21 protein-coding genes and 1 tRNA gene are annotated in these 20,529 nt (G+C 39.6%); 7 read left to right on the top strand and 15 right to left on the bottom strand.

All coding sequences use genetic code 11. The features are described from left to right. Positions 1-79: 79 nt before the first annotated feature. Genes dsbK through J5F42_RS00410 form a run of 4 tightly spaced genes read left to right on the top strand, consistent with a single transcriptional unit; the run spans position 80 to position 3,269 of the window. On the top strand, positions 80-877 hold the full coding sequence (dsbK, locus tag J5F42_RS00425; RefSeq protein ID WP_283491370.1) for a protein disulfide-isomerase DsbK: 798 nt from the start codon (positions 80-82) through the stop codon (positions 875-877). A gap of 15 nt (positions 878-892) precedes the next feature. Beyond that, positions 893-1,543, top strand: coding sequence for a UPF0323 family lipoprotein (locus J5F42_RS00420; RefSeq protein ID WP_283491369.1), 651 nt, complete (start codon positions 893-895; stop codon positions 1,541-1,543). 23 nt (positions 1,544-1,566) lie between these two features. Next, positions 1,567-2,739, top strand: coding sequence for a glutathionylspermidine synthase family protein (locus J5F42_RS00415; RefSeq protein ID WP_283491368.1), 1,173 nt, complete (start codon positions 1,567-1,569; stop codon positions 2,737-2,739). After that, positions 2,739-3,269, top strand: a complete 531-nt coding sequence (locus tag J5F42_RS00410; protein WP_000729685.1) for a hypothetical protein — start codon at positions 2,739-2,741, stop codon at positions 3,267-3,269. Before J5F42_RS00415 ends, J5F42_RS00410 begins: the two co-directional genes overlap by 1 nt. 761 nt (positions 3,270-4,030) lie before the next feature. Here J5F42_RS00410 and hcpE read toward each other — a convergent pair. The 12 genes from hcpE to J5F42_RS00350 form a co-directional block, all read right to left on the bottom strand. Then, positions 4,031-5,089 (bottom strand): Sel1-like repeat protein HcpE, encoded by a 1,059-nt coding sequence (gene hcpE, locus J5F42_RS00405; protein ID WP_283491367.1) that lies wholly within the window; start codon positions 5,087-5,089, stop codon positions 4,031-4,033. 92 nt (positions 5,090-5,181) lie between these two features. Continuing rightward, positions 5,182-5,547 carry a c-type cytochrome gene (locus tag J5F42_RS00400; RefSeq protein ID WP_283491366.1) on the bottom strand — a complete coding sequence of 122 codons (366 nt, stop codon included), beginning with the start codon at positions 5,545-5,547 and terminating at the stop codon, positions 5,182-5,184. After that, the gene (gene hemC / locus J5F42_RS00395; RefSeq protein ID WP_097699638.1) at positions 5,547-6,467 is read right to left on the bottom strand and encodes a hydroxymethylbilane synthase; all 921 of its coding nucleotides are present in this window, start codon (positions 6,465-6,467) and stop codon (positions 5,547-5,549) included. Before hemC ends, J5F42_RS00400 begins: the two co-directional genes overlap by 1 nt. Positions 6,468-6,478: 11 nt before the next feature. Then, the gene (proS, locus tag J5F42_RS00390; RefSeq protein ID WP_283491365.1) at positions 6,479-8,212 is read right to left on the bottom strand and encodes a proline--tRNA ligase; all 1,734 of its coding nucleotides are present in this window, start codon (positions 8,210-8,212) and stop codon (positions 6,479-6,481) included. 3 nt (positions 8,213-8,215) lie between these two features. After that, positions 8,216-9,565, bottom strand: coding sequence for a glutamyl-tRNA reductase (hemA, locus tag J5F42_RS00385; RefSeq protein ID WP_097699636.1), 1,350 nt, complete (start codon positions 9,563-9,565; stop codon positions 8,216-8,218). After that, positions 9,565-10,488, bottom strand: coding sequence for a polyprenyl synthetase family protein (locus tag J5F42_RS00380; protein WP_097699635.1), 924 nt, complete (start codon positions 10,486-10,488; stop codon positions 9,565-9,567). Before J5F42_RS00380 ends, hemA begins: the two co-directional genes overlap by 1 nt. A gap of 9 nt (positions 10,489-10,497) precedes the next feature. Continuing rightward, the gene (locus tag J5F42_RS00375) at positions 10,498-10,893 is read right to left on the bottom strand and encodes a hypothetical protein (protein ID WP_097699634.1); all 396 of its coding nucleotides are present in this window, start codon (positions 10,891-10,893) and stop codon (positions 10,498-10,500) included. After that, positions 10,886-11,170, bottom strand: a complete 285-nt coding sequence (locus J5F42_RS00370; protein WP_001206051.1) for a DUF2018 family protein — start codon at positions 11,168-11,170, stop codon at positions 10,886-10,888. The genes J5F42_RS00375 and J5F42_RS00370 overlap by 8 nt, the downstream gene beginning before the upstream one ends. Positions 11,171-11,191: 21 nt before the next feature. Further along, complete coding sequence (dps, locus tag J5F42_RS00365; RefSeq protein ID WP_000846455.1) at positions 11,192-11,626, bottom strand: DNA starvation/stationary phase protection protein; 435 nt, start codon at positions 11,624-11,626, stop codon at positions 11,192-11,194. Positions 11,627-11,829: 203 nt separating this feature from the next. Then, positions 11,830-12,975, bottom strand: coding sequence for an acid survival sensor histidine kinase (gene flgS / locus J5F42_RS00360; protein WP_097682287.1), 1,146 nt, complete (start codon positions 12,973-12,975; stop codon positions 11,830-11,832). After that, on the bottom strand, positions 12,972-13,289 hold the full coding sequence (locus J5F42_RS00355; protein ID WP_000609418.1) for a hypothetical protein: 318 nt from the start codon (positions 13,287-13,289) through the stop codon (positions 12,972-12,974). The genes flgS and J5F42_RS00355 overlap by 4 nt, the downstream gene beginning before the upstream one ends. Continuing rightward, positions 13,286-14,314: a flagellar basal body P-ring protein FlgI gene (locus tag J5F42_RS00350; RefSeq protein ID WP_045005292.1), complete on the bottom strand. Its 1,029-nt coding sequence runs from the start codon at positions 14,312-14,314 to the stop codon at positions 13,286-13,288. The genes J5F42_RS00355 and J5F42_RS00350 overlap by 4 nt, the downstream gene beginning before the upstream one ends. A gap of 182 nt (positions 14,315-14,496) precedes the next feature. Between J5F42_RS00350 and J5F42_RS00345 the strand changes: the two genes are divergently transcribed. Genes J5F42_RS00345 through J5F42_RS00335 form a run of 3 tightly spaced genes read left to right on the top strand, consistent with a single transcriptional unit; the run spans position 14,497 to position 17,630 of the window. Continuing rightward, on the top strand, positions 14,497-15,975 hold the full coding sequence (locus J5F42_RS00345; protein ID WP_283491364.1) for a DEAD/DEAH box helicase: 1,479 nt from the start codon (positions 14,497-14,499) through the stop codon (positions 15,973-15,975). A 20-nt stretch (positions 15,976-15,995) separates the two neighbouring features. Further along, positions 15,996-17,084 (top strand): prohibitin family protein, encoded by a 1,089-nt coding sequence (locus J5F42_RS00340; RefSeq protein WP_001121047.1) that lies wholly within the window; start codon positions 15,996-15,998, stop codon positions 17,082-17,084. A 6-nt stretch (positions 17,085-17,090) separates the two neighbouring features. Beyond that, positions 17,091-17,630 carry a DUF2393 domain-containing protein gene (locus tag J5F42_RS00335; protein ID WP_283491363.1) on the top strand — a complete coding sequence of 180 codons (540 nt, stop codon included), beginning with the start codon at positions 17,091-17,093 and terminating at the stop codon, positions 17,628-17,630. A gap of 48 nt (positions 17,631-17,678) precedes the next feature. Here the strand turns inward: J5F42_RS00335 and nikE are convergent, their stop codons facing one another. The 3 genes from nikE to J5F42_RS00320 all read right to left on the bottom strand — a co-directional run bounded on the left by nikE (position 17,679) and on the right by J5F42_RS00320 (position 20,442). Beyond that, positions 17,679-19,229 (bottom strand): nickel ABC transporter ATP-binding protein NikE, encoded by a 1,551-nt coding sequence (gene nikE / locus J5F42_RS00330; protein WP_283491362.1) that lies wholly within the window; start codon positions 19,227-19,229, stop codon positions 17,679-17,681. 9 nt (positions 19,230-19,238) lie between these two features. Next, a complete protein-coding gene (locus J5F42_RS00325) occupies positions 19,239-20,261 on the bottom strand; it encodes an ABC transporter permease (RefSeq protein WP_025455362.1) in 1,023 nt (340 codons plus the stop codon). 105 nt (positions 20,262-20,366) lie between these two features. Then, positions 20,367-20,442 (bottom strand) — tRNA-Ala (locus tag J5F42_RS00320). Positions 20,443-20,529: the final 87 nt, after the last annotated feature.

Below are 20,529 nucleotides of genomic sequence, written 5' to 3'. Positions count from 1 at the left end.
GGATTTTATGGTATTATACCCATTAAAAGCTTATTCCTTTTATTGTAAGGATTTAGGCTATTGAACTTTAGGAGTTTTAATGATATTAAGAGCGAGTGTGTTGAGTGCGTTACTTCTTGTAGGCTTAGGGGCAGCCCCTAAACATTCAGTTTCAGCTAATGACAAACGGATGCAGGATAATTTAGTGAGCGTGATTGAAAAACAAACCAATAAAAAGGTGCGTATTTTAGAAGTCAAACCTTTAAAATCCAGCCAGGATTTAAAAATAGTCGTTATTGAAGATCCGGACACTAAATACAATATCCCGCTTGTAGTGAGTAAGGATGGTAATTTAGTCATAGGGCTTAGCAATATCTTTTTTAGCGATAAAAGCGATGATGTGAAATTAGTTGCAGAAACCAATCAAAAAATCCAAGCCCTTAACGCCACCCAACAAAATAGCGCGAAATTGAACGCTATTTTTAATGAAATACCGGCTGATTATGCGATAGAGTTGCCTTCTACTAACGCTGCAAATAAGGATAAAATCCTTTATATTGTCTCTGATCCCATGTGCCCGCATTGCCAAAAAGAGCTCACTAAACTCAGGGATCACTTGAAAGAAAACACCGTGAGGATGGTTGTAGTGGGGTGGCTTGGGGTCAATTCGGCTAAAAAAGCGGCTTTGATCCAAGAAGAAATGGCGAAAGCTAGGGCTAGGGGAGCGAGCGTGGAAGATAAGATCTCTATTCTTGAAAAGATTTATTCCACCCAATACGATATTAACGCCCAAAAAGAGCCTGAAGATTTACGCACTAAAGTGGAAAATACCACTAAGAAGATTTTTGAATCTGGCGTGATTAAGGGCGTACCTTTTTTATACCATTATAAGGCATAGTATAAGGCTACTCTCATGAAAAAACCCTACAGAAAGATTTCTGATTATGCGATCGTGGGTGGTTTGAGCGCGTTAGTGATGGTGAGCATTGTGGGGTGTAAGAGCAATGCTGATGACAAACCCAAAGAGCAAAGCTCTTTGAGCCAAAGCGTTCAAAAAGGCGCGTTTGTGATTTTAGAAGAGCAAAAGGATAAATCTTACAAGGTTGTTGAAGAATACCCCAGCTCAAGAACCCACATTATAGTGCGCGATTTGCAAGGCAATGAACGAGTGCTAAGCAATGAAGAGATTCAAAAGCTCATCAAAGAAGAAGAAGCCAAAATTGATAACGGCACGAGCAAGCTTATCCAACCTAATAATGGGGGTGGGAGTAATGAAAGCTCAGGCTTTGGCTTGGGGAGCGCGATTTTAGGGAGCGCGGCGGGGGCGATTTTAGGGAGTTATATTGGCAATAAGCTTTTCAATAACCCTAATTATCAGCAAAACGCCCAACGGACCTACAAATCCCCACAAGCTTACCAACGCTCTCAAAATTCCTTTTCTAAAAGCACGCCTAGCGCTTCAAGCGTGGGCGGAGCGAGTAAGGGGCAGAGCGGGTTTTTTGGCTCTAGTAGGCCTACTAGCTCGCCGGCGGTAAGCTCTGGGACAAGGGGCTTTAACTCATAATTTAATTGATTCAAGGCTAAAAAATGCAAGTGATTCCTTTAAAACCTTTAGACAATAAGACCTTAGAAGAAATCGGCTTAGATTGGCACACGAATGATGACATGTCATCTTATATCGCTGATGAAATGGTGGTTGTTTCTCAAAAAGAAGCGGATGTTTATTATGACGCTTGTAATGAGCTTTATGATATGTTTGTAGAGACAGCTGAAGAGGCCATTAAAAACGATCGCTTTTTTGAATTGGATATTCCTAACGCGCTCATTCCTATGATCAAACAGAGTTTTGAAGAAGAAGTGCATTGGCACATTTATGGGCGTTTTGATTTAGCCGGGGGGCTTGATGGCAAGCCCATTAAATTATTGGAATTTAACGCTGATACCCCTACCATGCTCTATGAAACCGCAGTGATCCAATGGGCGTTACTCAAAGCGAATGGCTATGATGAAAACAAGCAATTCAATAATCTCTATGAAGTGCTTGGCGAGAATTTTAAACGCATGGTAACTTTAGGCGAAGACACGAGCCGTTTTGAGGAAATGTATGAGGGGTGGAAAATCCTTTTTTCAAGTGTTAGGGGGAATATTGAAGAAGAGCGCACCATGCGTTTTTTGCAAGACGCTGCTCAGAGCGTGGGGTTTGAAACGGATTTTTCTTACATTGATGAAGTAGAGTTTAATATAGAAGAGGGCGTGTTTAAAAACGGCTTGAATTATGAGTTTTTATTCAAACTGATCCCATGGGAAAATATCGCTATTGATGAGCCAGAATTAGCCCTTTTGATGCAAGGCATGATGGAAAATAAAAACACGATTTTTTTAAACCCGGCTTATACGATCCTTTTCCAATCCAAGCGTTTTTTAAAACTTTTATGGGACAGATACCCCAACCACCCCTTATTGTTAGAAACGAGCTATGAGCCATTATCCAATAAAAAGCAAATCAAAAAAGTGGCTTTTGGTAGGGAGGGGGCGAATAGTGAAATCTTTGAAGCTTCCATGCAATCGCTTTTAAAAACGGATGGCGTTTATTCTAACCACAAACCTATTTATCAAGAATTTTACGAGCTCAATTCACATAACGGGTTGTATTATCAGCCTAATGTGTTTTTTGCTTATGAATCTTGCGCGCTAGGGTTTAGAAAAGGGGGGCTAGTCTTGGATAATTTTTCTAAATTCGTGAGCCACATGTTGCAATAATGGCTGCAATGATGCGTTATTTTCACATTTATGCGACCACTTTTTTCTTCCCTTTGGCGCTCCTTTTTGCGATTAGTGGGCTTTCATTGCTCTTTGGGGTACGCCAAGACACTGGCGCTAACATCAAAGAGTGGGTTTTAGAAAAATCTTTGAAAAAAGAAGAACGATTGGATTTTTTGAAAGACTTTATAAAAGAAAACCATATCGCTATGCCTAAAAAGATAGAGCCTAGAGAGCATAGGGGAGCGTTAATCATTGGCACGCCTTTGTATGAAATCAACCTTGAAACTAAAGGCGACCAAACCAAAATCAAAACCATTGAAAGGGGCTTTTTAGGCACGCTCATCATGCTGCATAAGGCTAAGGTGGGCATCGTGTTTCAAGTGCTTTTGGGGATTTTTTGCGTGTTTTTATTGTTGTTTTATTTGAGTGCGTTTTTAATGGTGGCTTTTAAGGATACTAAACGCATGTTTATAAGCGTTTTAATAGGGAGTATCGTTTTCTTTGGAGCGATCTATTGGTCTTTATAGGGTTTAAAATATCAGCTCTGTTTTGGATATTGGTCATGAAATCTAAAAATGCCTTTGAGTGTTTTGACAACCAAAATAAAAAAGCTTGCGTAAGCGATAATCTCTCATAACGCGATCTTAAGGGGTTAGGAGGATTTAGTTTTGGGTTTGAAGAGGGCGTTAAAGTGCAAAATACCCCCTTATGAGTTTTAAAAACCCTATTTTTTAAAAATTAAAGAATAACTAAACCAACACAAAAAACCCTTAAAACTCGCACCTATCTTTAAACTAAAAGCGTTTTTATCTGTCTCATCTGACAACAATTTTTAAAAGAACGCTTGAAATTTAACTATTTTTCGTTATTTTTATCAAGTCTTTTTATAGCGTGTGCATACCGCTCTATTATCGTGTGATTCGCATTTATAGCGTGCTTATAATAATAACCACGCAAAAGCCATAAATTAAAGCTATTGAAAAACACAACCAAACGCATATCTATCCATAGTGCAAAAACACGCTAAAACATTTTTATAGGACTTTTAAACCTAAAACCCACTTCAAGCTAACCTAACAAAAATTTATACTATAAAAACACGCTAACAAACACAACCAAACAACCGCAAAAAACATTCAAAAAGTTTTCTTTTTGAAAATAGACAAAACCCTAAAAACACTAAAGATTAAAAAATTAATAGGGGGGATTTCCGCTTTAGCTCTTAAAACAGAGCCAAATCTTTGAAAAGTTTTGAGTTAAACATAATTTAGGGGATTGGTTAAATTTTTCAATACCCCCTGAGTTTAGTGAGGTTTTCGCATGCTTGTTTCATGCCTAGCTTACAGCCCTTGTCATAAATCATTATGGCGTTTTCTTTATCTTTCATGTTGTAATACATGCCCGCTAGAGCGAAGCAACCCACTTCATCGCCCATATCGCAACCCCTTTCATAATTATCAAGGGCTTTCCTCAAGTCTTTTGGAACAGAGTCCCCTTGGGAATACATAAAGCCCATCCTAGAGCAACTCACCGCGCTCCCCATATCGCATGCTTGTTTGAAATAATCAAAAGCCTTTTGGGGATCTTTTTTGACATACCTGCCTAACATATACATAGAGCCTAAACTCGCGCAACCACCAGAATTGTTTAATCCACAAGCTTTTTGCAAATAATCAAACGCCACTTCAAAATCTTCATCAAGCCCTGCATCGCCATTTTCAAACAAACTCCCTAACGCGCGACAAGCCTGCCCATCATCCAATCGGCACGCTTTCAAATAATAGATGACGGCTTTATGGTTGCTTTGTTTGACTTCCAAAAAGCCTTTTTCATAAGCCACGCCCAAAACATAACACCCATTAGCCATATCAAAATTACAGCTTTTTTGGTAGTAGGTAACCGCTTGATCGGCATTGCCTTTGATTTTTCTATCATAAATGATGCCTAAATTGTAGCAGCTCTCAGGGTGTTTTAAAACGCACGCCTTAGCGTAAGCATCAATCGCTTCTTGATAATTTTGAGCCGTGCCTAACCCCTCATCATAAAGCCCCCCTAAACCAAAACACCCTTCCCTATCATCAGCCTGGCATGCGGTTTTATAATATTCTAGGGCTTTTTTATAATCTATTCTAGTGCCTTGCCCGTTTTCATAAATGATTCCTAATTGCGTGCAACCTTCACTCACCCCATCGTTGCATGCTTTTTTAAAATAAGACATTGCTTTAGAGTAATTCCCGCTTTTATAGGCCCTTTCAGCAACCCCTAAAAAGCTCTTGTCTTTCCCCCATAAATGGGCATTCAAAAAAAATAACCCACAAACTAATATTTTTAAAATTTTGACACTCATTTATTCCTTCTTTTAAATTCTGATTTTTAGAACCCTCTTTAATCAAAACAAAAAATGCAACGCTCCATTTTAGCATAAATCAAGCGCTTTGATTAAGGCTTGGAAGGATCCTTACGCTCGTCTTTATGCCCTAAAGAGGTGATATAAAGGTAAATCGCTTGGATTTCTTCTAAATTGAGGTTGTATTTAGGCATCATGCCTTTGCCCAAACTCAAGGCGTCTTTAAAGGTTTTAAAATCTAAATGGTTGATTTTAGGGGCGTAGAGGATTTTTTTTTCGCCTTTTTCATAATAAAAGGTGATTTCTTGTTTTTCGCCTTTAATGCCATGGCATTTCGCGCACGCAATACCCCTAGGGTTTTTATAAAGAGCCAGCCCGTATTCCAAATCAGAGATGAAATCCGCTTCTTTAGCGTTCAAACTTAACCACCCCAAAACTAGCGCGATAAACAAACGCATTAAAACAACTGCGCCTTTTCTAAAATCTCTTTCGCCCCGCTTTGTAAAAACGCTCCTAAAAGCTCTTGAACTAAATCAAAAGCCTTATTTTTATCCCCTTGCTTTTCTTTAGTGATGACTTCTTTCCCATTAGGCAAGCCTAAAACCGCCTGGATTTTAACCCTATCACCCATTAAACTCGCATGCACGCCAATAGGGATCTGACACCCCCCATTAAGCCCTTTGATAAACTCCCTTTCTAAATGGCAACAAAACGCGCTTTCTTCATCGTTGAGTTTTTGAAGCGTGGCAAAATGCTTGTGGTTTTTGAGCATTTCTACCCCTAAAGCCCCCTGACCCATGCTAGGAATCATTTCTTCTACGCTAAAAGCCTTGCGGTATTTCGCTCCTTGAATTTCTAAGCGGCACAATCCGGCTTCAGCTAAAATGATAGCGTCAAATTCACCGCATTCAAGCTTTTTCAAACGGGTTTGGACATTCCCCCTTAAGCTTTCTGTATCTAAATCCTGGCGTTTCAGTTTGATTTGCATGGAGCGTCTTAAAGAAGTCGTGCCAACCTTGGCTCCTTCAGGCAAGCTCATCAAATCAGGGAATTTCACGCTCAAAAAAGTGTCCCTCACATCAGCCCTTTTAGTGACGCATGCCAAGTCCAACCCCTTTTCAAACACGACCGGCACATCTTTTAAAGAATGCACCGCCAAATCAATTGCGCCTTTTAAAAGCAATTCTTCTAATTCCTTAGTGAATAGCCCCTTACCGCCGATCTTATTTAAAGGGGTGTCTAAGATTTTATCGCCCTTAGTCTTAACGATTTGAATCTCGCTTTCTATCAAGCATTCTTTTTTCAGGCGTTCTTTAATGTGATTCGCTTGCCATAAGGCTAATTCGCTCCCCCTAGAGCCAATCACTAAATTTCCCACTCACTTCCCCCTTATTCGCTCTCTAACATTTCTAAAATTTTTTCTTCTAATTCTGTGTCTTTAAGCGTTTGTTTTTCCAAATTAGCGCGTTTGATGCATTCAAATTCTTTATTCTCTAAAGTTTGCTTCCCAACAATGAGCGCTAGTCGTTCCCCAATCAATTCAAAATCCCTCATCTTCGCCCCAAAACGAGCGTCTCTGTCGTCTAACAGCGCATCAACGCCCTTTTGGAGCAGCCTTTCATACACTTCAAAAGCGAGTTTTTTTTGCGCTTCATCTTTCCAATTAGAAACCACGATCACCACATCAAAAGGGGCGGTATTTTTCGTCCATACACAGCCTAAATCATCGCTTTTTTGCTCTAAAATCGCGCTGAGCAATCGGCTAATGCCTATCCCATAGCACCCCATTTCAAAAAATTGCTCCTTACCATTCCTATCCAAGAAACTCGCCTTCAAGCTTTTAGCATAGCCTTGCCCGAGTTTGAAAATATGCCCCACCTCCAAACTCTTATGGTATTCCAACGCTCCTTGACAATTAGGGCAACAATCGCTCTCTTTAACCTGGACAATATCCGCATAAACAAGGTTTTCAAACCCTTTTAAATCCACGCCCACCGCATGAAAATCCTTTTCATTAGCCCCAACGATCAAGCAATCGCCCTCTTTTAAATCTTCATCAAAAATAATGTAAGAAACATGCTTTTTCAAGCCATAAGGCCCTATAAAACCCGCTATTAACCCTGCGTGGTTTAAATCTTCTTCATTGGCCTCTCTTAATTCTAAAGCGTTCACTCCTATAATGTTCAAGGCGTTTAGGGCTTTAGTCTCTTCTAAATTGTCATCGCCCCTAACAAAAAAGCACGCCAAGGTTTCTTTATCTTTATGGATCACTTTTTTAACAAGCGCTTTTAAGACAAAATAAGGCTCTGTTTTAAAAAACTCCGCCACGCTTTGAGCGCTGGAGGTATTAGGGGTAGGGAATTTCGCTAATTGCGCTTTGGGGACATTTAAAGGCTCAGTTCTTTTAGAGCGTTTAGCGATTTCAATATTGGCGGCATAATCGCAATTTTGACACACCACGATCGTGTCTTCCCCGCATTCAGTTAAAACGACAAATTCCCTGCTTTTACTCCCTCCAATCGCCCCGCTGTCCGCTTCCACGATGCGAAAATCCAAACCCAAATCGCTTAAAATCTCTTTATAAGCGCTTTGCGTGTTTAAAAATTCCTTATCCAAGCTCTCAGCGTCTTCATGAAAGCTATAACCATCTTTCATGATAAATTCCCTCGCTCTCACCAGCCCGAATCGCGGGCGGATTTCATCACGGAATTTCGTGTGGATTTGGTAGAGATGGACGGGCAATTGCTTGTAGCTTTTAATGAAATTAGCGGCAATTTCGGTGATATTTTCTTCTAAAGTGGGGCTTAAAACAAAATCATTGTCTTTTCGGTCTTTAAAAACCAGTAATTCCTTGCCGTATTTATCCAAACGGCCTGATTTTTCCCACAAACTCGCCAAAACCACAAAGCTCATTAAAATATTTTGCGCCCCATGCTCTTGCATGCGTTTGTGCGTGATGTTTTCTATTTTGTCTAGCACTTTTTTAGCTAAAGGCAAAAAATTATAAATCCCGCTGCCTACTTGATAGATGTATCCTGCTTGAGCTAGGTGCTTATGGCTTTTTAACACGGCATCTTTAGGGGGTTCTTTGAGGGTGGGGGCAAAGAGTTTTGAAAATAGCATGCATTATTCCTCGTAATATTCGCATTTATAGAGATTCAAATTCTGGGCATGGTTAGCGTTAGATTTGTCTAAATTAAACAAGTTTTTAATCGCGCCCACAAGCACATCGGATTCTTCTTTTTGAGCGTTCTTTTTTAAAGCGATAGTAGGGTGGTGTAAAAAGGTGTTGAAAGCGTTGTGCAAGATCTTTTCAATATTGCTTTCGTATTCTTTAGGCACATAGCGTTTTTTGAGCGCTTTTTGCAATTCCTTTTGGGCTGAAATCCTAGCCAATTCCCTTAAATCCTTAATCACAGGCTCTACTTCTAAACTTTGGATCCATTGGTAAAATTCCATTGTGGCAAGCCCTACAATCTCATAAGCTTTCGTCCGGCTCTCTTGCCTGTTTCCCACATTTTCTTTCACCATAGGCTCTAAATCATCCACGCTGTATAAGAAAATATTATTGAATACCGGCTTTTCAATATTCCGTGGCACGGCCAAATCAAACCAAAAACGCCTGAAAATCGTTTCTTTCAACATGGAATTTCGCACGATAAAATTCGGCGAAGAAGTGGCGCAAAAAAGCAATGCGTATTCATTGATATAAGCGTTTAAATTTTCTATATTTTGGAAGCTTACTTTTTTAGGCTCTTCTAATTCCTTGACAAAATCTTCAAATTTAGCCGCATTACGCCCTAAAATAAGCACTTCAAATTGCTTGTTTAAAAGGTGCTTGATGACCAATTGAGACATCTCGCCAAGCCCTATCACAAGGGCTTTTTTATCCTTAATCCTTTCTTTTTCAAAAATACTAAGCGCTTCTTTAACGGCTACTGAAGAGATGGAGACCCCTTGCTTGGAAATGCCGGTTAGATTGCGCACTTTAGCGGCGCATTTGAAAGCAAAATGGAGCAATCGGGTTAAATCTTTGGAGCAAAATTTCTCTTCAAAGGCGAATTTATAGGCGTTTTTCATCTGCCCTGTGATTTGAGTTTCCCCAACCACCAAGCTATCCAAACTGCTGCACACGCTAAAGACATGATGGACCGCGCTTTCATCAGTATGGATTAAAACGCATTTTTCTAAATCAGACACGCTCATTTTTTTATTTTGAGCCAAAATCTTTAATAACGCGCTTTTTTGTTCATTAGTATTAGCGCCGTGTTTCAGGCTCGCATAAATTTCAAAGCGGTTGCATGTGGATAACACCATGCACTCTTTGATATTAGGGCAGTGGGTTTTAATGGTTTGTAAAAATTCTTTAAGCATTATGGGCGAATTAATAGCGAGTTTTTCGCGCATTTCTAAGCTCATGCTTTTATGCGTAAAGGCTAGGGTGAAATATTTTGACAAATGAGTTTCTAACTCCATTAAAAAGTCCTATAAATGACATCTTGCGCTAGTTTTTCTAAAATCAAATTGTTTTCCCCCTTAATGGCTTCAAGGGCCTTTTTAGAATAAACTTGAGCGATTTTAAGGGTTTCTTCTATGATACCATGTTGCTTGAATTTTTCCTTAGTCCATTCTATGATTTCATGACTATCTTGTTTGAAATAGGAAATTAAAAGCCCTTGATCGCACTGATTCAATTTTTCATATAAAAGCAAGTAGGGTAAAGTGGTCTTGCCTTCTTTAAAATCGCTAAAATTGGGCTTACCTAAAGTTTTGGCGTCTTGAGTGATGTCTAACAAATCATCAATGATTTGAAACGCCATGCCAAAATGCAACCCAAAATCCGCATACATTTTGGCGTCTTTATTTAAAAGAATCGCCATGCTCTTTAAGCTCGCTTCCATGAAATGGGCGGTCTTGTCTTCTAAAATACGCCAGTATTTTTGTTTGTCGCTATTGAAACATTCCCCCACAAACACGTCTTCAATCTCGCCCCTAGAGAGCCTTAAAACCGCATTAGAGAGGATTTGAGCGATGGATTCGCCCATTTTAGATAGTTCAAAAAAGGCTTTAGAATAAAACACATCCCCAAGCATCACGGCGTTAAAATTGCCAAAAAGAGCGTTAATGCTGGGGAGTTTTCGGCGCATGGTCGCCTTGTCAATCACATCATCATGCAATAAAGAAGCGGTCTGTATCATTTCCACAATCGCACACAAATTGAAGGCTTTATCCAATAAAATAGCGTCTGTTTTTTCGTCTAACAAAGCGAGCATGAGTTTGGAACGCAGCATTTTTGAAGGGCCGATCTTAGAAAACAATGCATCTATAAAGCCGCTTTCAATTTCTTTGATCCAAGAAGCGATTTTATTTTGAATGGCTTGAAGTTGTTTTTCTTGCATGCAAATTCCTTAAGGCTCTTTAGGGGAAAAAACAAGGGGCATAAGGGCTAAAAGCCTTAAAGTGGCTTTATCTTCTTTAAAATCTTTAAACACAAGCGACAGAGCGCTGTTAGAAGAAAATTTTTCTTCAAAAACTTTGAGGTTATAGGTGTTTCTCGCATGATCGGTGTATAAAATAAACTGGTAAGGGAAATGGTTAAAACGCATGTTGATGACTAAACCTTTATTTGCATATAGCGTCCAACAGAGCGTAATTTCTTTGGTTTGTTCATTTGAAGTGTCTTTGATGATCGCTTTAAACACTTCATCTTTTTTTAATTCTAGCGTTTTATCTATCCCATAATCAAGCCCAAACGCCTTTAAAAAAAAGAGGAATATCAAGCCATAGCGGATAAGCTCATTCATTCCCGCTGAGAATATTCGCCATGGATTGGATCACAATATCTGTTTTCCTGCTCTCTATTTTTTGTTGCAACTCTTCATCCATTCTTAAAGCTTTAGCGAAAGATTCAAACTTTTCTTCCAAGTCTTCTTTCTCTATAAAAGTTTCCAAAAGAGCCAGAAGCTCTAAAAGCCTTTCTAGCTCTTTTTTAGAAAGCTTTTTACTCGCATGAAAAATAATGTCATTCCACTTGTCTAAGGGGTTTCCCTCAAAAATTTCAAGCTCGCTGTAATCTCTCATGCTGGGCTTCTTTTTGATAGCTTAAGCCAAATGGGCTTCTAGCATCCAAATGGATTTTTGCAACTTGGCTAACTGATCGTCCGCATAAGTTACGGTTACTTTATCGCCTTCTTTTTCAGCGGTGTTAGAAAGCTCTTTAAATTCTTTTTCTAGGTGTTTGTAATCGCCTAGAATTTCTTTAAAGATGTCTTTAGAGTGGAAGCTCGTTTTAGTTTCTTCTTTAACACGAGTGAGTTTGAGTGCTTCGGATAAAGTGACTAAGGGGTGGTGTCCTAATTGAGCGATCCTTTCAGCGAGATCATCAAACATGTCCGCAAATTCTTCATAAATTTCTTCAGTGGCTTTATGCACATTGAAAAAATCGGTGCCTTTCACATTCCAATGGAAGTTATGCACTTTCATAAATAACACGATCGCATCCGCTTGCAAATGTTTTAAAATTTCAAATGTTTTCATCAAAAGTCCTTTTTTTAAAATTGTTTTAGGCTTTTACTTTCATAAAAACCTTGATCGCTATCCTACACCAAAAGAGTTAATAAAAAATTTTTTTGATCTTATTTTTGTCAAAAACTGATAAACCCTATTCAATTTAATATTATTTAATCTTTTTAAAATTTTGTTTTATCGTAAAACTCATTTTTTAAGGGGGATATTATCACTCAAGAAGCGTTAAGAATCTTAATTTCAAAGGTTTTTTCTTGATTTTCTAATAGCGCAATGCTCCCTTCATGGGCCTTAACGACTTGTAAAGACAGGGCTAACCCTAGTCCATTACCCTTTAATTTGGTGGTTTCAAAAGGCTCAAATAAAGCGCTTTTGTTTTCCACTTCCTTGCCATTATCAATAATGGTGAAGACGATAAATTCATTTTGAATGAACGCTTCAATCTTCACCTGCCCCTGTTCGCTCTCTTCTAAGGCTTCAATCGCATCAATAGCGTTATACAAGAAGTTTTGCAACACAATCCCCATTAAATCAAAGTCAAAAAACCCTTCTTCATCGCTAAAATTAAAAAGAAAATCAATGTCTTTAGAGTAAGTGTAGCAATTTAGGGCTTCTTTGAGATCGCTCTCTAGCGTTTTCAAACTTTGCTTGGTGCGGTTGGCTTGAATGCCTTTAGAAAAAAGCAAGGTGGCTTTAATGATCCTTTCTACGCGCCATAAAGCTTTTTGCAATTCTACAACAATGGGCTTAGTCTTTTCGTTCGCATGCTTTAATAACACCGAAGCTAAAAGGGAGATAGAGCCTACGGGGTTTCTGATCTCATGGGCTAAATGCGCTGAAATTTTCCCCATAGAAGCGAGCCTCTCTTGGCGTTTTTGAGCGCTAATATCGGTTGCGGTGATGATTTGCTTGCCTTGAATGCTGTTTTGCTGGACTAAATAGCTTTTATTTTCATGTTCAATTTCGGTGTTAAAATTTTCTAATTTAGCCTTATTGAACACCTCATGGCTTTGATTGGCTAAAGAATTTTTATAAAAAAAGCTCCCGTTTTCATTCATCACCCAAATCGCTTGCGGTAAAATCTCTATGACCCATTCATAGAGGGCTTTATAATCCTTAAATTCCTTTTCCACCTTGTAGCTTTGTAAAATGAATTGGTTTAAAAGCCCTAGCAATTCTTGCATGTCTTTTTTGTTGGAAAAATTTTCTAATAAATCTTCGCTCTCTTTGGGTTTAAAATTTTCTAATGAAATCACATTGTCTTCTTTTTTTAACAACTCCTTGAAAGAAGAAGCCTTATTAGAGTGTTTCAAATGGGAACGCTTTAAATAAGGGCGTTTTAAGCGCTTGGATTTTTTCATGGTTTTTGTTTTTCTTGCTCTTTTAAGAAATTAAACAGCATTTCGCTATAGCCAAAATTCCCGCTCAATTCTTTAGAGAGAGTATCCTTATACATGGACGCATAAATCTCATCGCCAGGGGCTTTAGGATACAAGGGGTTATCCATTTTCATAGCAGTATCTAGCATGAATTTTAAAAGCAACGCTTCAAAAGAATCGGTTTGTTCTTTGAGGAGCTTGTCGTTTTTAGTTTGAGCTAGCGCTTTTAATTTCTCTTCGCTCGCTAATTTAGAAACGTTGTATTGCTCTAACATGGCTTTATTGTTGTTTATCATAATATCTCCATTTCAGCGCTAATCGCGCCGCTTTTTTTTAGGGCCTGCAAGATTGAAACCATCCCTTTAGCGCTCACGCCAATTTTTTGTAAGGCTTTTACCACCCCGGCAATGGTGATGTTTTTCCCGTTAGAGCTCAGCGTGTTATGAGCGGTGTCTAAGGACATGTTATTGTCTAAATCCTGCGTGTTTTTAGAGTCATTTAAAGGCTCTTTAGTGATCTTAAGCGTGATGTCTTGGCTTGTAACCACTATAGGATGCACTATTATATCCACTCCTGAAACGATCGTGCCTGATTTTTCATCTACAATGATCTTATTTTTCGCGCTGTAATTAATAGGGATTTCTTGCACTAAGGCTAAAAACTCTACCATAGAAAGACGCTCTGGGCGGGTGATTTGAATGGTTTTTGGATCTAGCGCTATGGCTACTTTATTGCCAAACACCTTATTTAAAGTGTTTTGCACTTGGATAGCGTTTTTAAAATTGGGGTTTTTCAGGCTTAAAGTCATGGCGTTTTTATGGAACAAATCATACGAAACCTCCCTTTCAATAGTCGCCCCGTTGATGATATTGGCTGAGAGCAAGTTATTAGAATTGCCCGAAGTGATAGCCCCTTGAGCGAGGGCGTAAATATTCCCATCCACCGCATTTAAAGGGGTCATCACCAAAGTCCCTCCTTGAATGGATTTTGCATCCCCAATAGAAGAAATGTGAATATCAATTTTATCGCCCTGTCTTGCAAAGGGGGGCAAGGAGGCTGTAATCATCACGGCAGCGACATTTTTAGATTTAATATCATCTGCAGAGATCTTGACATTCACGCTCTCTAGCATGTTAGAAATGGATTGCATGGTGAATTTTGAGCCGGATTTATCCCCTGTGCCATTTAAGCCAATCACAAGCCCATAGCCAATCAGCTGGTTATCCCTTACGCCCACCACGCTCGCTATATCGCCTATTTTTTCGGCCAAAAGCTTGTGGAAAGCTAATACAAAAATAAGCCACAAAAACACCCGTTTCAATCAAACCCTTTCTTATTCCTTAATTCTAATTATTTTAGCATAAGCCTTTTATAAAAACTTTAAACTTAATTGAGCGCATTTTTATGCTATACTCAAAAATCTTATAAACTTTAAATCAAAGATTTTAATTTTAGCCTTTTATCAGCTTAAAGTTTCAAATTAAATTGAGGTATGAATCTCCCATGGAATTGAATCAACCACCACTTCCTACAGAAATTGATGATGACGCTTATCATAAGCCTAGTTTTAATGATTTGGGCTTAAAAGAATCGGTTTTAAAATCCGTTTATGAAGCCGGTTTCACTTCCCCAAGCCCCATTCAAGAAAGGGCCATTCCGGCTGTTTTGCAAGGCCGAGATGTCATCGCGCAAGCCCAAACAGGCACAGGAAAAACCGCCGCTTTCGCTCTGCCCATTATCAACAACCTTAAAAACAACCACACCATAGAGGCCTTAGTGATCACGCCCACTAGAGAATTAGCCATGCAAATTAGCGATGAGATTTTTAAATTGGGCAAACACACCAGGACTAAAACCGTGTGCGTGTATGGAGGTCAGAGCGTTAAAAAACAATGCGAATTCATTAAGAAAAACCCCCAAGTGATGATCGCTACACCAGGAAGGCTGTTGGATCATTTAAAGAATGAGCGCATCCATAAATTTGTGCCTAAAGTGGTCGTGTTAGATGAAAGCGATGAAATGTTGGATATGGGGTTTTTAGACGATATTGAAGAGATTTTTGACTACCTCCCTAGCGAAGCGCAGATTTTGCTTTTTTCAGCCACGATGCCAGAGCCGATTAAAAGACTAGCGGATAAGATTTTAGAAAACCCTATTAAAATCCATATCGCTCCTTCTAATATCACTAACACCGACATCACCCAACGCTTTTATGTGATCAACGAGCATGAGAGGGCCGAAGCGATCATGCGCCTTTTAGACACCCAAGCACCCAAAAAGAGCATTGTTTTCACGCGCACCAAAAAAGAAGCCGATGAATTGCACCAATTCCTTGCTTCTAAAAATTACAAAAGCACCGCCTTGCATGGGGATATGGATCAAAGGGATCGGCGTGCTTCTATCATGGCGTTTAAAAAAAATGACGCTGATGTGTTAGTGGCTACGGATGTGGCGAGCCGTGGGCTTGATATTAGCGGTGTAAGCCATGTGTTTAATTACCACTTGCCCCTAAACACTGAGAGCTATATCCATCGCATCGGGAGAACCGGGCGAGCGGGCAAAAAAGGCATGGCGATCACTTTAGTAACCCCTTTAGAATACAAAGAGCTTTTACGCATGCAAAAAGAAATTGATTCAGAGATTGAACTTTTTGAAATCCCCACCATTAACGAAAATCAGATCATCAAAACCTTGCATGACGCTAAAGTGTCTGAAGGGATCATCAGCCTTTATGAACAGCTTACCGAAATTTTTGAGCCGTCTCAATTGGTTTTAAAACTTTTGAGTTTGCAGTTTGAAACCAGCAAAATCGGCTTGAACCAGCAAGAAATTGATGCGATTCAAAACCCTAAAGAAAAAACGCCAAAACCCTCTCACAAAAAAACGCACCAGCACGAGCCAGCGCACTCTTTTAAAAAGGGTCAGCACAGAGACAAACACCCCAAAACGAATCGTTATTCTAAAAAACCCAAACGCCGTTAAAATATTTAAAAAGGAAATTCATGCCCATTGATTTGAACGAACATTTAAAAAAGAAAAATCCTCAAAGAGAAAACCCCACGCCCAACACACCTAATAATGGGGGGCGTTTCATCCCGCCGTCTAACTCTTTTAATTCCAAAAAACTATCGGTTTTGATTGTCATTGTCCTTTTGGGCGTTATCGCTTTTTTGGCCAAGCCTTTTGAAGTGATTAGCTCAGGAGAAATTGGTATTAAAATTACCGCCGGGAAATACGAACCCACCCCCTTACAGCCAGGAATCCACTTTTTTGTGCCTATCATTCAAGACATTCTTATTGTGGATACAAGGATCAGAAATATCAATTTTTCACGCACCGAAGACATGGGCGTGGCGGGTAAAAACCAAGGGATTTTTAGAAACGACGCTATTAATGTGATGGATAGTAGGGGTTTGACCGTTTCTATTGAACTCACCGTGCAATACCGCCTAAACCCCCAAACCACCCCCCAAACGATCGCTACTTATGGCTTGTCTTGGGAGCAAAAGATCATCAACCCTGTGGTGCGCGATGTGGTGCGATCTGTCGTGGGGCGCTATCCGGCTGAAGATTTACCCATTAAGCGCAACGAGATTGCCGCTCTTATCAATAGCGGTATCAATAAAGAAGTTTCTAAGCTCCCCAACACCCCTGTGGAATTAAGCTCTATCCAATTGAGAGAAATCGTCTTACCCGCTAAGATCAAAGAACAAATTGAAAAAGTCCAAATCGCGCGCCAAGAATCAGAAAGGGTAAAATACGAGGTGGAACGATCCAAGCAAGAAGCTCAAAAACAAGCCGCTCTGGCTAAAGGGGAAGCGGACGCTAACAGGATTAAGGCTCAAGGCGTGGCGGATGCGATCGTGATTGAAGCTAAAGCGAAATCTCAAGCCAATTTAAGCATTTCGCAAAGCTTGAGCGACAAGCTTTTAAGGCTGCGCCAAATTGAAGTTCAAGGCCAGTTTAATGAAGCGTTAAAAACGAACAACAACGCTCAAATCATGCTCACTCCAGGTGGGGCTGTGCCTAATATTTGGATTGACACTAAAAGTAAGGTTAAATCTAGTATCGCTGAGACTAAAGAGCCTTAAAAACGCATGGCGTCTCTTGCCTTTATCCAAGCTTTTTTGGAGTCTTTTAAGGGCTTTTTAAATCAAGCGACTTTAATCAGCGTTTTAATAGCGAGCGTTTTAATCCTTTTTTGCGCGGTTTTGCTCCTTTTGGCTCTGCTTTTAAGAAACCGCATAGCTAGCTATATAGCAACAACAGCTTTTTTGGGTGCGTTTTTAAGCATGCCTTTTGTTTTGAAGGTTTTACTCACTCAAGCGATTTACCCCATAGAAACACGCATCTTGCACGCTAACCCTTTAAGTTATAGCAACGCCTTTTCTTTGCAAGTGGGAGTCAAAAACCATTCCAAATTCAGTCTAAACAAATGCGTTTTACGCCTAGAAGTCCTTAAAAACCCTCACAATTTTGTAGAAGAGCATGCTTTTAAATGGTTTGTCAAAAAAAGCTATGAAAAAACCTTTAAAGAAAAGATTTTACCCAAAGAATCTAAGGTCTTTTCATTCTTTATTGACAACTACCCTTATTCAAAAACAGCCCCTTATCAAGTTTCTTTGTTTTGTTTGTAGAAAAAAGCGATTAAAAACGCTTAAAGGCATGAATTTTAAAATAAAGCTTTAAAGCCTGGATTCTAACAAACGCTTCGTATAAGCGTGTTTGGGGTTTTCAAACACCTCTTCAATAGCGCCCATTTCTACGACTTTCCCCTCACTTATCACTAACACCTTATCGCAAAACGCTTTGATCACGTCTAAATCATGGCTGATAAACAAATAGCTCAAATCCTGCTTTTCTTGTAAATTTAACAACAATTCTAACACGCTTTTTTGAATGCTTTTGTCTAAAGCAGAAGTGGGCTCATCTAAAAGAATGATTTTAGGTTTTAAGGCAATCGCTCTAGCGATCGCTACTCTTTGGCGTTCCCCTCCACTGAGCTCATAAGCGTAAAAGTTAAGCAATTCAGGGTTTAAACACACTTCTTCTAAACAAAGTTCAGCTAAATGATGCCATTCTTCTTTGGAAGCTTTAGGGTAAGCAAAGCACAAAGCTTCTATTAAAATGCTTTGAATGCTTAAGCGAGGGTTTAATGAAGCGTAAGGGTCTTGAAACACCATTTGCAAGATCTTGCGGTAGGGTTTGAACGCTTTAGAACTTAAAAGCCCCACGCTTTGGCCTAAAATCTTTTCTTCTCCGCTATTTAAAGCGAGTTTTAAAAGCCCTAACGCTAAAGAGCTTTTCCCGCTCCCGCTTTCGCCAATGATGCCGATGTTTTCTTTGGCTTTGAGGGAAAAATTCACTGATGCGATAAGGGGTTTTTTTAGAGAAGGCCTGAAAAAGCGTTTTTGCAAGTAATAAACGCTAAAATCTTTTACCTCTAAAAGCGTCTCGTCTAACGCTTTTAAATTTTTAGCGGGCAAGTTTGAGGCCTGAATCAAGAGTTTTGAATATTCGTGCTTAGGGTCATTAAAAAGATCTTTAGTCAAATTGGTTTCTACTATCTCGCCTTTTTTTAGCACATAAACCCTATCAGCCAAGCGTTTGACCGCTTTTAAATCATGGCTAATGAATAAAAGGGCGATGTTTTTTTCCACGCTCAATTGCTTGAGCAAGTCTAAAATCTGGTTTTGGATTTGCGCATCTAGCGCGGTGGTAGGCTCATCGCAAATGAGCAGTTTGGGCGCATTAATAATACCCATAGCGATACACACCCTTTGGCGCTGCCCTCCGCTCAACTCATAAGGGTAACGATCCAAAAATTTTTCATCTAATTGGACTTGTTTCATGGCGTTTAAAACTTGTTCTTTAAGGAGCGTTTGAGAAGCGTTTTTATGGTGTAAAAAATAGGCTTCACTCATTTGTTTGCCGATTTTATGCAAGGGGTTTAGGCTGGATAGGGGGTCTTGAGCGATATAAGCGATAATATTTCCCCTTAAATGTTGCATAAATTCTTCGCTTTCTTTTAAAAGGTTGGTTGTTTCAAACAGCACTTCGCCATTATGGGGTTTGAATCTGGGGTTTAAACGCATGATGAGATTAGCGATAGAGCTTTTCCCGCTCCCGCTCTCGCCCACGATCGCCACCCTTTCGCTAGGATTTAACGAAATATTGATGTTTTGGAGCGAAAAATGCGCATTCAAAACGCAGTTTAAATTTTTGATTTCTAGCATGTAACCCCCTTATTTGAGCATGTTAGCGTTGAAAGCATCGCGCACCCCTTCGCCAATGAACACCAAAACAGAAAGCAACAAGCTAATGGCTACAAACGCAACGATGGCCAAATGGGGCGTGGTGAGATTATCCTTGCCTTGATTGACTAATTCGCCCAAACTCGCGCTCCCTATGGGCATGCCAAAACCCAAGAAATCCAAAGACACTAAAGTAGAAATACTGGCCGCCATTAAAAACGGCACATAAGTGATCGTCGCTACTAAAGCGTTGGGCAAAACATGGTAGAAAATGATTTTTAAATCATTCACCCCAAGCGCTCTAGCGGCTTTAGTGTAGTCCATATTCCTTGCTTTTAAAAATTCCGTGCGCACGACTTGAGAAAGCCCCATCCAGCTAAAGAGCAAGACTAAAAACAAGATGATCCAAAAATTGGAATTAAATGCGCTAGAAATCACAATGAGTAAAAAAAGCATAGGAATCGCGCTCCAAATCTCGCTCAACCTTTGCCCCACTAAATCCACTAGCCCTCCATAATACCCCTGAAACGCCCCCAAACTCACGCCAATAAGAACGCTAAAAAGGGTGAGTAAAATCCCAAACACTAACGAAACCCGATAGCCATAAACCAGCCTGGCTAACACGTCTCTGGCTTGATCGTCTGTGCCTAAAAGGTGTTTGAAGCTTGGGGGGGTGGGGGCAGGCGAGTCTAAATCCATAATGATTGTATCGTAGCTATAAGGGATGAGCGCATGGATGATGAAAGCGTCTTTTAAAAGCGTGTTCTTCACATAAGGATCGTTATAGTCCGTAGGGGTGAAAAAATCGCCTCCAAACTCCACTTCCGCATAATTTTTAAACATGGGGAAATACGCTTTATTGTCTTTATAGATGAATAAAGGGCGATCATTGACCCACAAGGGGGCTAAAAGAGAAAGCGCTAATAAAGCGATAAAAAGATAGAGTGAAAACACCGCCCGCTTATTCTTTTTAAAACTAAGAATACGCATTTTAAACAAACTGCTCACGCTCAAACTCCCTTGATGAAAAACAATTCCTAAGATTATAATTAATTATGGGTAATACTAGCAAGAAAATGGGTTTGATCCATAAAGAAAGAGGATAAGCGTAATAAATAATGGTGGAGTGTAGGGGGTTCGAACCCCTGACCTCAACGCTGCCAGCGTTGTGCTCTCCCAACTGAGCTAACACCCCAAATAAAATTAAGCGAGCATTATAACATTTTGCTTAAAAGATGTCAATTTGATGCTTTTTTGAAACACTTAATAGCAAATTAAGAAT

Source organism: Helicobacter pylori, from assembly GCF_030062585.1.
Lineage (GTDB): Bacteria > Campylobacterota > Campylobacteria > Campylobacterales > Helicobacteraceae > Helicobacter > Helicobacter pylori_CN.
Note: the sequence above shows the minus strand (reverse complement) of the source record. Positions and strands in the feature narration are given on the sequence as shown.

What these genes read in the sequence shown, in the direction of transcription:
- dsbK (WP_283491370.1), top strand. Translation starts at nt 80, where the DNA reads ATGATATTAAGAGCGAGTGTGTTGAGTGCGTTACTTCTTGTAGGCTTA.
- J5F42_RS00420 (WP_283491369.1), top strand. Translation starts at nt 893, where the DNA reads ATGAAAAAACCCTACAGAAAGATTTCTGATTATGCGATCGTGGGTGGT.
- J5F42_RS00415 (WP_283491368.1), top strand. Translation starts at nt 1,567, where the DNA reads ATGCAAGTGATTCCTTTAAAACCTTTAGACAATAAGACCTTAGAAGAA.
- J5F42_RS00410 (WP_000729685.1), top strand. Translation starts at nt 2,739, where the DNA reads ATGGCTGCAATGATGCGTTATTTTCACATTTATGCGACCACTTTTTTC.
- hcpE (WP_283491367.1), bottom strand. Translation starts at nt 5,089, where the DNA reads ATGAGTGTCAAAATTTTAAAAATATTAGTTTGTGGGTTATTTTTTTTG.
- J5F42_RS00400 (WP_283491366.1), bottom strand. Translation starts at nt 5,547, where the DNA reads ATGCGTTTGTTTATCGCGCTAGTTTTGGGGTGGTTAAGTTTGAACGCT.
- proS (WP_283491365.1), bottom strand. Translation starts at nt 8,212, where the DNA reads ATGCTATTTTCAAAACTCTTTGCCCCCACCCTCAAAGAACCCCCTAAA.
- hemA (WP_097699636.1), bottom strand. Translation starts at nt 9,565, where the DNA reads ATGGAGTTAGAAACTCATTTGTCAAAATATTTCACCCTAGCCTTTACG.
- J5F42_RS00380 (WP_097699635.1), bottom strand. Translation starts at nt 10,488, where the DNA reads ATGCAAGAAAAACAACTTCAAGCCATTCAAAATAAAATCGCTTCTTGG.
- J5F42_RS00375 (WP_097699634.1), bottom strand. Translation starts at nt 10,893, where the DNA reads ATGAATGAGCTTATCCGCTATGGCTTGATATTCCTCTTTTTTTTAAAG.
- J5F42_RS00370 (WP_001206051.1), bottom strand. Translation starts at nt 11,170, where the DNA reads ATGAGAGATTACAGCGAGCTTGAAATTTTTGAGGGAAACCCCTTAGAC.
- dps (WP_000846455.1), bottom strand. Translation starts at nt 11,626, where the DNA reads ATGAAAACATTTGAAATTTTAAAACATTTGCAAGCGGATGCGATCGTG.
- flgS (WP_097682287.1), bottom strand. Translation starts at nt 12,975, where the DNA reads ATGAAAAAATCCAAGCGCTTAAAACGCCCTTATTTAAAGCGTTCCCAT.
- J5F42_RS00355 (WP_000609418.1), bottom strand. Translation starts at nt 13,289, where the DNA reads ATGATAAACAACAATAAAGCCATGTTAGAGCAATACAACGTTTCTAAA.
- J5F42_RS00345 (WP_283491364.1), top strand. Translation starts at nt 14,497, where the DNA reads ATGGAATTGAATCAACCACCACTTCCTACAGAAATTGATGATGACGCT.
- J5F42_RS00340 (WP_001121047.1), top strand. Translation starts at nt 15,996, where the DNA reads ATGCCCATTGATTTGAACGAACATTTAAAAAAGAAAAATCCTCAAAGA.
- J5F42_RS00335 (WP_283491363.1), top strand. Translation starts at nt 17,091, where the DNA reads ATGGCGTCTCTTGCCTTTATCCAAGCTTTTTTGGAGTCTTTTAAGGGC.
- nikE (WP_283491362.1), bottom strand. Translation starts at nt 19,229, where the DNA reads ATGCTAGAAATCAAAAATTTAAACTGCGTTTTGAATGCGCATTTTTCG.